Genomic DNA, 14876 nt, shown 5'->3' on the forward strand with positions numbered 1-14876 from the left:
TTAATGCACTCTTATCTTATTTTACTTACAATCATTTTTATGATTACATTTATAATAATCACATGTTTTTCCGCAAGATTCAAGATGTATCATAATATTAGTATACTTTAATAATTTTTCTATACCATTTTCAATTTCATCACATATACCATGAGCATCTTTTACTGACATGTTGTCGGGCACTACTAAATGTAAATCCACATATTTATTACGCCCAGATATTCTTGTTTTAAGATCATGGTAATTACAATAGATAGAAGCATGTTTGCTTATTTCACCGGTTATTATTTGAATTTCTTCATCAGATAATTTAATATCTAAAAGCGGATTAAAAGCAGTTTTTAATAGTTGAAAGGATTCTTTCAGTATAAAAATAGCAACCAAAATTGCTACTATTGGATCTAAATAGTTTAGACCTGTAATCCAAATAAGCATTAAACCTCCGCCTACACCCAGTGACGTGTATACATCTGATTTTAAGTGAAGAGCATCTGCTTCTAAAGCGATGGAGGATTCTTCCTTTGCTACTTTATACAATTTCTTAGATACTATAAAGTTTATAGCAGCGGATATAAACATAACTATAAAGCCTATCCCAATGGAATCTATGCCCTGAGGATTAATAATCTTTTTAACTGATTCTACTATTATCCAAATAGAAGCTACAAATATTAAAAGGGCTTCTATTACTCCGGATATGTTTTCTATCTTTCCATGTCCATAAGGGTGAGTTTCATCTGCAGGCTTATCAGATATTTTCACAGAAAAGAAGGCAATTATTGAAGCAAGTAAATCCATAGTTGAGTGGATTGCTTCAGACAGTATGCTTACCGAACCTGTAAAAAGACCTACTATTAGTTTCATAATTATTAAACTTGTGTTAGAGATTATTGATAATCTTGCAGTTTTTACTTTTACATTCATATATAATACCCCATTTTAAATAAATTTGTGTAATTAATTATCATTTGATAAAAATAATTAGTATTATAATATCTAATTTTCTATAAAAAGTCAAGGTTTGACGGTATAGTAAACAATATCAATTGATAATGATTTACTTTATTAATTATCAATAGTATTATATTATAGTTATTTTTATATTCATACTAAGAAAACGAACATTTTCTTAGTATGATACCAAGAAAATGTTCGTCCATTTTATATGAAATATTTTAAAAATAAAATTGATTTATTCCCATTCATTTAAGAATGAATATAAGGCAGGATAAACATTTAAACTGCTCATTAAAGATATATATTCATCCATAGCCTTATCATTTTCAGTGGAAGTCTTTATAGCCCTTATCATTGTGTTTTTAGGTGTTTCAAGTGGAGAAATATATTCCACCACAGAAACCTCATATCCTTTAGCTTCTAACATCAAAGAGCGCATCCCATCTGTTAAAATATCCGCCATTCTTGTTTTAAATACACCCTGCTTTAGTATATTTTTAAAGGGTTCATAAGAATATTGACTTAAAAGTTCTTTATGGCAACAGGGAACTGCAATTATCACATCGGAGTTTACTCTTATTCCCAGAGCTAATGCCATATCTGTAGCGGTATCACAAGCGTGCAGGGACAATACTACATGTATATTTTTAGCGGGCTTATAATCTTTAATATCTATAGCGTGAAATTCCATATTTCTATAGTTTAAATTTTTGGCCATAATCCTGCAAGAGTCTATTACAGCTTCAGAGTAATCTAGTCCAATAAAATGGCATTTTTTCCTTTTGACTTCTGTTAAATAATAGTTAAGTACAAAGGATAAATAAGATTTTCCACAGCCACAATCTAATATGTTTACAATTTCATTTTTAGGAAGTTTATCTAAGATCCCTTCTAATAGTTCTACATAACGATCAATTTGATTATATTTTCTTATTTTATCATTTTTAACTTTACCATCCTTACTCATTATTCCTAGTTCTTTTAGTAAAGCATCTGCACTACCAATCTTAATATAGTAATCTCTATTTAAAAGAGTGGAAGTAGTTCCACTAATACTCGAAGAGGCTGATTTGGAAGAAATATTATTTGAATTTTCCTCCTCTATAGAAGATATATCTAAGTTCTTCATAGTTACATTTTTATTATCAGCAGAGATTAAAATCTTAGAACCTCTTTCACTATAAATTAGTGATAAACTTTCATAGCTTTCAGCTTCTTTAATTATGTTTGAAAATAATTGATTGATACTTAAGGTATCTGTTTTTCCATTAAAATTATACTTGATATCTCCATTGTCATAGAGGCCTATTCCTTTAAATTCCTTTAGACCTGATATGTAGTTGGTATTAATTTGTTTAAATATTGAAGAGTTTTCAGAGAACCTATTTTCAAGACCCATTAAAAAAAGTTTTAATTTATTAATATTTTGCTTATTTATTGTGCTCAACCCTTTCTTTTATAATTATTCACAGTCTATATTATAAGTATAACAAAGTTTCAAAAGCTATTGAATAAAAATATAATATTATAGTTTTAACCATAAAATAGAGTTGCAAGCAGAAAAGTAAGAAAATCAGCATATTGGCTGTTTACTATATTTAACCATAATAATTTATGCTATAATAAACTTGATTAAATCAAACAAAATGAAGCTTCAATGGATCATTATATTGCAATGAAAATTAAGAGAGATAGCTCCTCAGAGTAGTATAACTAGGAGGACACCCTAGAGGACTATAAGGAGGAAATTAATTGAAAAATAAGAATAATATTATAGTTATAATTTTCCTATTTATTATGATGGCACTAAATGCAATGGCTGAAAATACTAAAGGAATATTTATACCATCCTTTAAATCGGACTTCAATATAGATAATACTGGCATAGGAATAATGATTTTTATTGGTTCCTTAGCCTACATACTGTTTTCTTATATTGGAGGAATACTTTGCGAAAAAATAGGACAAAAGAGGGTTATTATATTAGGACTCTGCTGTATGTTCTCTTCCTTATCGTTAATGTCGGTAGTAGACAGTTATACCTCCTTTTTAATAAACATGTTCATTATGAATATAGGGCTTGCACTTACAAGTATAGCTATAAACACATTAGTCCCAGTATTACTTCTAAGTTATCAAGCTATTCTTATGAACATAATTCATTTTTGTTATGGTGTGGGTGGAGCTGCAGGGCAAGCACTAGGTGGAATATTAATGACAAAGGGGTTTACCTGGAGGAATATATATCTTGGAATATCAATTTTATTTGTGATACTACTTATTGCATTTGCTTTTATAAAAATGCCTCATACTCATAAATATAGTGGAGGCAAAAAAATAAATAAATTGAATGTCTTTAAAAATAAAGTAATTTACTTCTATGTATTTGCATTAGGATTTTATGTGTTTTCTGAGGTAGCCACAGTAAGTTGGCTGGTGAATTATATAAAAGATAATTATAAATACAATAGCAGTAAGAGTGCTTTTTACAGTGTTTTGTTTTTGATTATATTTAGTATTGGAAGGTTAGTTGGGGGATTTGTAGTTGAAAAGCTAGGATATTTAAAAACAACTATGGGTTCCTTAATAATTGCAGTGTGCTTATTCACCTTAGGACTTGTTATTGGAGAAAAGGGTCTTATAATAATATCTGCTTCAGGTTTATTTTTTGCAGTGACCTTTCCAACGCTTATACTTACTATAAGTAAGGTATTCAGGCAAAATACTGCCTACATAACAGGAGTTATAGTTACATTAACTTCTTCCGTTAATATGCTGCTCAACTTGGTAATAGGTAAATTAAATGATAAGGTTGGTACTTATTTTGCCTTTTATATGATACCAATAAGTCTAATAATATCTATTATTTTTATATATCTTATTTATATAAACACAAAAAGTAATTTTATTGTAGATAGTGGGGTTAACAATGAACAAGGGTAAATATGTGAATTTAGAAGCGCTAAAGGGAAATGAGAGAGAGTACGTAATAAAGGACAATACGTATATTATATTAGGAAGAATATTCATAGTTGAATTAGATAAACAAAATAAGTTTTGCCTTTTTAGATTGAAATTTCATAGAAATACTAATGAAAATTATGAATATTTAAAAGATACATTAAAGCTTATGCTGAATATCTTGTTTAAAAACATGGGAATAAACAAAGTAAATGTTATAGCTCATGAAACAATAAATACAAACGCTTTTACTGATTTAGGCTTTGATCTAGAAGGTATTATAACAGATAGTGTAGTAAATAAATCTGAATACCAATCAGAGCTTATTTTTGGTATAAGTAGTTTTGCTTTTAATAGAAGTTTATTAGAAAAGGATTTAGAAATTAAAGGTGCAAATATTATAATTAGGGTATTAACTCCTGGAGATGCAGAAGAGGTGTTAGATTATCACTTAAGAAACAGAGAATTTCTAAGGCGATTTGAACCCTCTAGAGATGAAGGGTTTTATACAATGGACAGCCAAAAGCGTACCTTAACAGAAAGTTACAAACAGTTTTTAAGGGGGACTGGTGTTAATTTTGGTATATATAACAGTAATAAACTTATTGGGAAAATAAGAATATCAAATGTAGTTATGGGTGTTTTTAAAAATGCTTTTATAGGTTATTCCTTGGATGAAAAACAGCAAGGCATGGGATATATGAAGGAGGCAGTTAAACTTGTAGTAGAATACGCTTTTGAGGAATTAGAGTTACATAGAATAGAAGCAACTACTCTAATTGACAATGAAAAGTCACAAAGAGTCTTAAAAAACTCTGGGTTTAAAGAACTTGGTATAAGTGAAAAGTACTTATACATAAATGGTGAATGGAGAGACCACGTGGTTTTTTATAAGGTTAAAAGTAGTTAACTAATTTATAAAATCTGAATTTCATATTGAATTAAAATCAGCATGAGTATAGATGTTTTTATAAGTGATGTTATTTGGGCTAAGTTTATAAGGAGGCTTATGTATACGAGTCCTAGTGTATCAATATAAGAAAAACGTAGAATAAGGTAGAAATTGAGATTATTGTGTACCTATATTGAGATGTTTACCATATATAACAAAATAGATATAGTGGATTATGATAAAATACTATTTGTTGCTGCGGTTTAGTAGTGACAAAGCAACCATCATAGCATAAAAGAAAAATTAACTTAAAAGATTAAAAAACTATTGACAGATGATTGAATAACTGATAAAGTAGTAGAAGTCGTCACATGATGACAAAGCGAATTGGTCTTTGAAAATTAAACAGAGAAATAGGTAAAATAGCGAAATAATATTTCGTTAGACCAGTTAATTACTTTAGATAAAAAAGTAATTTTAGTCGTAAGACTAAAAAGTATGTAATGAGCTTGCTAACCAGCTTAACAGTTGGCGCAGATTATTCATTTCAAATAAAAAGTGTAAACTTTTAAATTGAGAGTTTGATCCTGGCTCAGGACGAACGCTGGCGGCGTGCCTAACACATGCAAGTCGAGCGATGAAACCCTTCGGGGTGGATTAGCGGCGGACGGGTGAGTAACACGTGGGTAACCTGCCTCAAAGAGGGGAATAGCCTCCCGAAAGGGAGATTAATACCGCATAATATGTTTTGATCGCATGATTGAGACATCAAAGGATTCTCTTTAGAGTTTCCACTTTGAGATGGACCCGCGGCGCATTAGCTAGTTGGTGAGGTAACGGCCCACCAAGGCAACGATGCGTAGCCGACCTGAGAGGGTGATCGGCCACATTGGAACTGAGACACGGTCCAGACTCCTACGGGAGGCAGCAGTGGGGAATATTGCGCAATGGGGGAAACCCTGACGCAGCAACGCCGCGTGAATGATGAAGGCCTTCGGGTTGTAAAGTTCTGTCTTCTGGGACGATAATGACGGTACCAGAGGAGGAAGCCACGGCTAACTACGTGCCAGCAGCCGCGGTAATACGTAGGTGGCAAGCGTTGTCCGGATTTACTGGGCGTAAAGGATGCGTAGGCGGACATTTAAGTCAGATGTGAAATACCCGAGCTTAACTTGGGTGCTGCATTTGAAACTGGGTGTCTAGAGTGCAGGAGAGGTAAGTGGAATTCCTAGTGTAGCGGTGAAATGCGTAGAGATTAGGAAGAACACCAGTGGCGAAGGCGACTTACTGGACTGTAACTGACGCTGAGGCATGAAAGCGTGGGGAGCAAACAGGATTAGATACCCTGGTAGTCCACGCCGTAAACGATGAATACTAGGTGTCGGGGGTCGAACCTCGGTGCCGCAGTTAACACAATAAGTATTCCGCCTGGGGAGTACGATCGCAAGATTAAAACTCAAAGGAATTGACGGGGGCCCGCACAAGCAGCGGAGCATGTGGTTTAATTCGAAGCAACGCGAAGAACCTTACCTAGACTTGACATCCCCTGCATAACCCAGAGATGGGCGAAGTCCTTCGGGACAGGGTGACAGGTGGTGCATGGTTGTCGTCAGCTCGTGTCGTGAGATGTTGGGTTAAGTCCCGCAACGAGCGCAACCCTTATCATTAGTTGCTACCATTAAGTTGAGCACTCTAGTGAGACTGCCCGGGTTAACCGGGAGGAAGGTGGGGATGACGTCAAATCATCATGCCCCTTATGTCTAGGGCTACACACGTGCTACAATGGTGAGTACAAAGAGATGCAAGACCGCAAGGTGGAGCCAAACTCAAAAACTCATCCCAGTTCGGATTGTAGGCTGCAACTCGCCTACATGAAGCCGGAGTTGCTAGTAATCGCGAATCAGCATGTCGCGGTGAATACGTTCCCGGGCCTTGTACACACCGCCCGTCACACCATGAGAGTTGGTAACACCCGAAGTCCGTGAGGTAACCGTAAGGAGCCAGCGGCCGAAGGTGGGATTGATGATTGGGGTGAAGTCGTAACAAGGTAGCCGTAGGAGAACCTGCGGCTGGATCACCTCCTTTCTAGGGAGTAGATGCAAAGACTTCGGTCAATGCAAAACATCTACTGTAATTACTCGTAACCTATTCTCTGTTTAATTTTGAGAGACTAATTTTAGTTAACTCTTCTGAGTTAACTAAAAATTTAATCTTTCTAAAAATGTTCTTTGAAAATTGCACAGTGAAATTAAAGTTGTTTTAATAAGTTTAAAACTACGTAAGTAGTTATGGATGGATTTAATACAATTTCGCAAAATTAATTAAACGTCTATGTAAATAGATAAGATTGTTTATGCAAATAGACAATAGATAAAGGTTAAGCTACAAAGGGCGCATGGCGAATGCCTTGGCACTAGGAGCCGAAGAAGGACGCGTTAAGCTGCGATAAGCTTTGGGTAGGCGCAAATAGCCTGTGATCCAAAGATTTCCGAATGGGGGAACCCACATAGTAACAACTATGTACTGCATACTGAATAAATAGGTATGCAGAGGTAGACCCGGGGAACTGAAACATCTAAGTACCCGGAGGAAGAGAAAGAAACATCGATTTCCTAAGTAGCGGCGAGCGAAAGGGAAAGAGCCCAAACCTAGGTCTTTGACCTAGGGGTTGAGGATAGATCATAAATACTGCAATTCCTTAATTGAAGATAGCTGGAAAGCTGCTCCGCAGAAGGTAATAGGCCTGTAAATGAAAAGGAAAAACAGTCAGATCTAATCCAGAGTACCACGAGACACGTGAAACCTTGTGGGAAGCAGGGAGGACCACCTCCCAAGGCTAAATACTACCTAGTGACCGATAGTGAAGAAGTACCGTGAGGGAAAGGTGAAAAGAACCCCGGAAGGGGAGTGAAATAGAACCTGAAACCGTGTGCCTACAACCGGTCGGAGCACTTTATATGTGTGACGGCGTGCTTTTTGTAGAACGAGCCAACGAGTTACGATATGTAGCGAGGTTAAGTACTTAAGGTACGGAGCCGAAGGGAAACCAAGTCTGAATAGGGCGTATAGTTGCATGTCGTAGACCCGAAACCGGGTGACCTATCCATGGCCAGGATGAAGCGGAAGTAAAATTCCGTGGAGGTCCGAACCACGTTGGTGTTGAAAAACCATGGGATGAGCTGTGGATAGCGGAGAAATTCCAATCGAACTCGGAGATAGCTGGTTCTCCTCGAAATAGCTTTAGGGCTAGCGTCGATTAATTGAGTAATGGAGGTAGAGCACTGAATGAGCTAGGGGCTGACAACAGTTACTGAACTCTATCAAACTCCGAATGCCATATACTTTTATTTCGGCAGTCAGACTGCGAATGATAAGATCCGTAGTCAAAAGGGAAACAGCCCAGACCATCAGCTAAGGTCCCAAAGTGTAAGTTAAGTGGAAAAGGATGTGGGATTTCTAAGACAACTAGGATGTTGGCTCAGAAGCAGCCACTCATTCAAAGAGTGCGTAATAGCTCACTAGTCAAGAGATCCTGCGCCGAAGATGTCCGGGGCTAAAACTTACCACCGAAGCTATGGGTGTACACTATGTGTACGCGGTAGAGGAGCTTTCTGTACTGGCTGAAGTCATACCGTAAGGAGTGGTGGACGGTACAGAAGTGAGAATGTTGGCATAAGTAGCGAGAGTTAAGTGAGAATCTTAACGGTCGAAAACCTAAGGTTTCCTGAGGAAGGCTCGTCCTCTCAGGGTTAGTCGGGACCTAAGCCGAGGCCGAAAGGCGTAGGTGATGGACAATCGGTTGATATTCCGATACCACCAATGGACGTTATTAGAAATGGGATGACGCAGGAGGATAAGATGTGCACACTATTGGATGTGTGTCTAAGCATTTAGGCGGAGCAAGCAGGCAAATCCGTTTGCTCTTAACGCTGAGATGTGATGGGGAAGGGAATTTATTCCTGAAGTATCTGATTCCACGCTGCCAAGAAAAGTCTCTATCGAGGATATTGGTGCCCGTACCGCAAACCGACACAGGTAGGTGAGGAGAGAATCCTAAGACCATCGGAAGAATTGCTGTTAAGGAACTCGGCAAATTGACCCCGTAACTTCGGGAGAAGGGGTGCCTACGAAAGTAGGTCGCAGAGAATAGGCCCAAGCAACTGTTTAGCAAAAACACAGGTCTCTGCTAAAGCGAAAGCTGATGTATAGGGGCTGACGCCTGCCCGGTGCTGGAAGGTTAAGGGGATTACTTAGCGCAAGCGAAGGTATGAACTTAAGCCCCAGTAAACGGCGGCCGTAACTATAACGGTCCTAAGGTAGCGAAATTCCTTGTCGGGTAAGTTCCGACCCGCACGAATGGCGTAATGATTTGGGCACTGTCTCAACAGCACATCCGGCGAAATTGTAGTGCCAGTGAAGATGCTGGCTACCCGCGATTGGACGGAAAGACCCCGTAGAGCTTTACTGTAGCTTAGCATTGAATTTCGGTATTGTCTGTACAGGATAGGTGGGAGACTGAGAAACATGGGCGTCAGCCTGTGTGGAGTCATCCTTGGGATACCACCCTGACAGTACTGAGGTTCTAACTGGAGGCCATGAATCTGGTCACAGGACATTGTTAGGTGGGCAGTTTGACTGGGGCGGTCGCCTCCAAAAAAGTAACGGAGGCGCTCAAAGGTTCCCTCAGCGCGGTTGGAAATCGCGCGAAGAGTGCAAAGGCAGAAGGGAGCCTGACTGCGACACCTACAAGTGGAGCAGGGACGAAAGTCGGACTTAGTGATCCGGTGGTACCTCGTGGGAGGGCCATCGCTCAACGGATAAAAGCTACCTCGGGGATAACAGGCTGATCTCCCCCAAGAGTCCACATCGACGGGGAGGTTTGGCACCTCGATGTCGGCTCGTCGCATCCTGGGGCTGAAGTAGGTCCCAAGGGTTGGGCTGTTCGCCCATTAAAGCGGCACGCGAGCTGGGTTCAGAACGTCGTGAGACAGTTCGGTCCCTATCCGTCGCGGGCGTAGGAAATTTGAAGGGAGCTGTCCTTAGTACGAGAGGACCGGGATGGACAAACCTCTGGTGCACCAGTTGTCACGCCAGTGGCATCGCTGGGTAGCTATGTTTGGAAGGGATAAACGCTGAAAGCATCTAAGCGTGAAGCCCACCCTGAGATGAGATTTCCCATAACTCGTGCGTAAGCACGGTGTTAGTAAGACTCCTGGAAGAACACCAGGTTGATAGGTTAGAGGTGTAAGCATGGTAACATGTTCAGCTGACTAATACTAATAAGTCGAGGGCTTGACCTTAATATATATAAGCGAAAATTTCACTGTGCAATTTTGAGAGAATATAAATTTTCTCAATCTGGTGATTATGGCATGAAGGTAACACCCGTTCCCATACCGAACACGAAGGTTAAGCTTCAATGCGCTAATGGTACTGCAGGGGCAACCTTGTGGGAGAGTAGGTCGTCGCCAGGTAATGTGGCTGGATAGCTCAGTCGGTAGAGCAGAGGACTGAAAATCCTCGTGTCCCTGGTTCGATTCCTGGTCTAGCCACCAAAAAACGTCTTAGATAAATCTAAGACGTTTTTTTATGTTCAAAATAATATATTATACATTATCAATTTGCCAATTAACAGGTAATTTACCATGTAAAATTAAAAAATCATTAGTATTAGAAAAAGGTTTACTGTTAAAAAAACCTCTATATGAGGATAAGGGGCTTGGGTGAACAGACTTTATTATGTAGTGTATTGGATTTGTTATTAGAAATTGCTTAGACTGGGCATTATTTCCCCATAAAATAAAAACTATAGGTTCTGTTTTATCATTTAATAGTGTGATTATTTTATTAGTAAAATGTTCCCATCCTTTATTTTTATGAGAATTAGCTTCGCCAGCCCTAACGGTAAGAACGGTATTTAAAAGTAAAACACCTTCATCGCACCACTTTTTTAAATACCCATTGTTAGGTATATAACAGCCTATATCACTATTCAACTCTTTATATATATTTGATAGTGAAGGGGGAATAGATACACCTGATCTTACAGAAAAGCTTAAACCATGTGCTTGACCATCACCATGGTAAGGATCTTGACCAAGTATAACAACTTTTACATCCTTATATGCTGTGTATTTAAGAGCGTTAAAAATATTTTGAACTTCAGGATATATCTGGTGAGTCTCGTATTCTTTTTTTAAAAAGTTTTTCAAATTTAAAAAATATTCACTATTAAATTCTTCTAATAGTAGTTCATTCCAATCATTTAATAAATCATTCATAAAATCACCTCACTTTAGTGTATCACAAATACTTTTATTTTCATAAAACAAGTATTTACAATTTTGTGAGCAAACCTGGATCCTTCAGCTTTGGCATTGAGATCACTTGTCTATAGGGAGCATAAGTATTAATATATATATAATAGTAGTTCTGGTTGTTAACACGTTAAATAGTATATAATAAATATAAAAATATATGGTACAAGACAGTTAATAATTGTTCTGTACTTTAGAGAAAGAAATGGAGGCAGTTTATGAAAAAGACATCTAGTACTGATTTTAAAGATTTATCTCAGAAAGTAGCTCTTATTATTTTAGGTAGTTTTATTTTATCTGTTGCAGTAAATTTATTTATAATTCCCAATAAGCTTCTTAGTGGAGGTCTTTCCGGAATAGGGTTAATGTTGCAGTATATTTTTAACATACCAATGGGAATTACAATATTAATACTTAATATCCCACTTCTTATCTTGAGTATATTGAAAATAAACAAAAGATTCACCGCATTTACCATACTCGGAACAATTTCCTTATCCATTTTTTTAATTCTTACTTCATCTTTAAATAATGTTCTTGCACCTGTTGAAGAATCATATAGACTTCTTTATTGTATATATGGGGGTGTTCTTTCAGGTATTGGTATTGGAATTGTTTTTTCTAATGAAGGATCTACCGGTGGCATGGATATTATAGCTATATATGCTAAAAAGAAATATGGTATAGAAATAGGTATAATGAGCTTTGTAATAAATTTCTTAATTGTAGCTATTGGATCTGTACTATTTGATTTTAAAGTAGGATTATATACTCTGATTGCTATGTATATTACTTCTGCGGTTATGGAAAAAGTAATTAATGGATTAAATAGACGTAAAATGCTTTTAATTGTATCTAAAAAAGAAAAAGAAGTAAGTGATGCCATATTGAATAATTTTAATAGAGGAGTAACTATTTTATATGGAGAAGGCGCCTACACTAACCATAGAAAAAATGTAATGTATTGCGTTGTTTCATTGGGTCAACTACCACAAATTAAGAGAGTAATAAAAGATATAGACCAAGAAGTTTTTATATCTATAATTGATATAGCGGAGGTTCAAGGTAATGGATTTAAAAGTCCTTTAGCTTAGTTGAATAGGATATATATAATTAATTTAACCTACAATTATTTATAGTATTAAGAAATGACAGCTCCGCTGCGAGTTATAATAGATTCAATACAACAAAAGCATGTAATTTGTTACATGCTTTTGTTGTATTGTAAATTTGTTTATATAGTTTGTAGAAAATTAGTAATAAAACAAATATAAACAGGGAAATACTAAATATGGAGTTTAAAAGCTAATGTGAGTAGTAATATGTAATCAAAGAAATTTTAGATACTAAATTCCCATTATATTAACTAACAAGGAGATGTATATTTATGAAGATAGTTAAGGTAAGAAGAAATGCAGATGGAGACATTACAAACGTATTAACTAGTACTGGTGAGGAATTAGATGTGAGTAAGGCTGTGGCTTTAGCAAAAAGAGGAACCGTGGAATCGGTGATTGTTTCAAAAAATAGAAATGGAAATGATGTTATAAAATCCTCACCTAATAGTACCACAGAAGATAATTTAGATAATCTTCCTATTTTTTAATATAAAAGTCGTAAGTCCTCTTAATTGAGGGGTTATAAATGTAGAGGACTTAGGGCTTATGTATAAATATTTACATATATTGTACGTAAATTAGGTATATTATTGAATTAAAGAAGGTATACTATTCCTAGTGTGTCAACATGAAGGATATTCACTATATAGTAGTATTATAGAGAATATTGTATATAATTGTCGTAGAGAAGAAAAAAAATAATAATGATCATGGTTAAAGATGATAATATATTACTTGTCGCTGCTAATGAGTAACGATAAAGGTAAAGATTGATAAGTTAACAATTAATAATTTTTAAATAAATTTAAAATATATTAATAAAAATGTTGACAAAACAAGAAATACCTAGTAAAATAGTAGAAGTCGTCACATGATGACAAATGAAATTGGTCTTTGAAAATTAAACAGAGAAATAGGTAAAATAGCGAAATAATATTTCGTTAGACCAGTTAATTACTTTAGATAAAAAAGTAATATTAGTCGTAAGACTAAAAAGTATGTAATGAGCTTGCTAACCAGCTTAACAGTTGGCGCAGATTATTCATTTCAAATAAAAAGTGTAAACTTTTAAATTGAGAGTTTGATCCTGGCTCAGGACGAACGCTGGCGGCGTGCCTAACACATGCAAGTCGAGCGATGAAACCCTTCGGGGTGGATTAGCGGCGGACGGGTGAGTAACACGTGGGTAACCTGCCTCAAAGAGGGGAATAGCCTCCCGAAAGGGAGATTAATACCGCATAATATGTTTTGATCGCATGATCGAGACATCAAAGGATTTTTCTTCGGAAAATTCCACTTTGAGATGGACCCGCGGCGCATTAGCTAGTTGGTGAGGTAACGGCCCACCAAGGCAACGATGCGTAGCCGACCTGAGAGGGTGATCGGCCACATTGGAACTGAGACACGGTCCAGACTCCTACGGGAGGCAGCAGTGGGGAATATTGCGCAATGGGGGAAACCCTGACGCAGCAACGCCGCGTGAATGATGAAGGCCTTCGGGTTGTAAAGTTCTGTCTTCTGGGACGATAATGACGGTACCAGAGGAGGAAGCCACGGCTAACTACGTGCCAGCAGCCGCGGTAATACGTAGGTGGCAAGCGTTGTCCGGATTTACTGGGCGTAAAGGATGCGTAGGCGGACATTTAAGTCAGATGTGAAATACCCGAGCTTAACTTGGGTGCTGCATTTGAAACTGGGTGTCTAGAGTGCAGGAGAGGTAAGTGGAATTCCTAGTGTAGCGGTGAAATGCGTAGAGATTAGGAAGAACACCAGTGGCGAAGGCGACTTACTGGACTGTAACTGACGCTGAGGCATGAAAGCGTGGGGAGCAAACAGGATTAGATACCCTGGTAGTCCACGCCGTAAACGATGAATACTAGGTGTCGGGGGTCGAACCTCGGTGCCGCAGTTAACACAATAAGTATTCCGCCTGGGGAGTACGATCGCAAGATTAAAACTCAAAGGAATTGACGGGGGCCCGCACAAGCAGCGGAGCATGTGGTTTAATTCGAAGCAACGCGAAGAACCTTACCTAGACTTGACATCCCCTGCATAACCCAGAGATGGGCGAAGTCCTTCGGGACAGGGTGACAGGTGGTGCATGGTTGTCGTCAGCTCGTGTCGTGAGATGTTGGGTTAAGTCCCGCAACGAGCGCAACCCTTATCATTAGTTGCTACCATTAAGTTGAGCACTCTAGTGAGACTGCCCGGGTTAACCGGGAGGAAGGTGGGGATGACGTCAAATCATCATGCCCCTTATGTCTAGGGCTACACACGTGCTACAATGGTGAGTACAAAGAGATGCAAGACCGCAAGGTGGAGCCAAACTCAAAAACTCATCCCAGTTCGGATTGTAGGCTGCAACTCGCCTACATGAAGCCGGAGTTGCTAGTAATCGCGAATCAGCATGTCGCGGTGAATACGTTCCCGGGCCTTGTACACACCGCCCGTCACACCATGAGAGTTGGTAACACCCGAAGTCCGTGAGGTAACCGTAAGGAGCCAGCGGCCGAAGGTGGGATTGATGATTGGGGTGAAGTCGTAACAAGGTAGCCGTAGGAGAACCTGCGGCTGGATCACCTCCTTTCTAGGGAGTAGATGCAAAGACTTCGGTCAATGCAAAACATCTAC

Annotated in this window: 7 protein-coding genes, 1 tRNA gene and 4 rRNA genes; 9 read left to right on the forward strand and 3 right to left on the reverse strand. The window is 37.9% G+C overall.

Features of this window, described 5'->3' with window-relative positions:
- Window positions 1-21 precede the first annotated feature (21 nt).
- Complete coding sequence (locus G9F72_RS00415) at window positions 22-924, reverse strand: cation diffusion facilitator family transporter (RefSeq protein WP_164960121.1); 903 nt, start codon at window positions 922-924, stop codon at window positions 22-24.
- 268 nt (window positions 925-1192) lie between these two features.
- Window positions 1193-2395 (reverse strand): class I SAM-dependent methyltransferase, encoded by a 1203-nt coding sequence (locus G9F72_RS00420; RefSeq protein ID WP_164960132.1) that lies wholly within the window; start codon window positions 2393-2395, stop codon window positions 1193-1195.
- 314 nt (window positions 2396-2709) lie between these two features.
- On the opposite strand from G9F72_RS00420, the gene G9F72_RS00425 reads away from it, so the two are divergent.
- The 6 genes from G9F72_RS00425 (at window position 2710) to G9F72_RS00450 (ending at window position 10365) form a co-directional block, all read left to right on the forward strand.
- A complete protein-coding gene (locus G9F72_RS00425) occupies window positions 2710-3900 on the forward strand; it encodes an MFS transporter (protein WP_164960120.1) in 1191 nt (396 codons plus the stop codon).
- The gene (locus tag G9F72_RS00430) at window positions 3887-4828 is read left to right on the forward strand and encodes a GNAT family N-acetyltransferase (protein ID WP_164960119.1); all 942 of its coding nucleotides are present in this window, start codon (window positions 3887-3889) and stop codon (window positions 4826-4828) included. Before G9F72_RS00425 ends, G9F72_RS00430 begins: the two co-directional genes overlap by 14 nt.
- Window positions 4829-5379: 551 nt before the next feature.
- Window positions 5380-6895, forward strand: a 16S ribosomal RNA gene (locus G9F72_RS00435).
- 290 nt (window positions 6896-7185) lie between these two features.
- Window positions 7186-10110: ribosomal RNA gene (locus G9F72_RS00440) — 23S ribosomal RNA — on the forward strand.
- Window positions 10111-10167: 57 nt separating this feature from the next.
- A 5S ribosomal RNA gene (gene rrf / locus G9F72_RS00445) occupies window positions 10168-10284 on the forward strand.
- The 16S, 23S and 5S rRNA genes sit together here with 1 tRNA gene alongside, the layout of an rRNA operon.
- Window positions 10285-10289: 5 nt before the next feature.
- Window positions 10290-10365: transfer RNA gene (locus G9F72_RS00450), tRNA-Phe, on the forward strand.
- Window positions 10366-10416: 51 nt separating this feature from the next.
- On the opposite strand, the gene G9F72_RS00455 is transcribed toward G9F72_RS00450, so the two are convergent.
- Window positions 10417-11091, reverse strand: a complete 675-nt coding sequence (locus G9F72_RS00455; RefSeq protein ID WP_164960217.1) for a uracil-DNA glycosylase — start codon at window positions 11089-11091, stop codon at window positions 10417-10419.
- Between the two features lie 254 nt (window positions 11092-11345).
- Here G9F72_RS00455 and G9F72_RS00460 point away from each other — a divergent pair, with 254 nt between their 5' ends.
- From G9F72_RS00460 to G9F72_RS00470, 3 genes are all read left to right on the forward strand, one after another.
- Entirely contained in the window at window positions 11346-12221 is an 876-nt protein-coding gene (locus G9F72_RS00460) for a YitT family protein (protein WP_164960216.1), read from the forward strand.
- A gap of 293 nt (window positions 12222-12514) precedes the next feature.
- The gene (locus tag G9F72_RS00465) at window positions 12515-12733 is read left to right on the forward strand and encodes a DUF3892 domain-containing protein (RefSeq protein WP_164960215.1); all 219 of its coding nucleotides are present in this window, start codon (window positions 12515-12517) and stop codon (window positions 12731-12733) included.
- A 581-nt stretch (window positions 12734-13314) separates the two neighbouring features.
- Window positions 13315-14832 (forward strand): 16S ribosomal RNA (locus G9F72_RS00470).
- The last annotated feature ends 44 nt before the right edge of the window (window positions 14833-14876 follow it).

The organism is Clostridium estertheticum, from assembly GCF_011065935.2.
GTDB lineage: Bacteria > Bacillota > Clostridia > Clostridiales > Clostridiaceae > Clostridium_AD > Clostridium_AD estertheticum_A.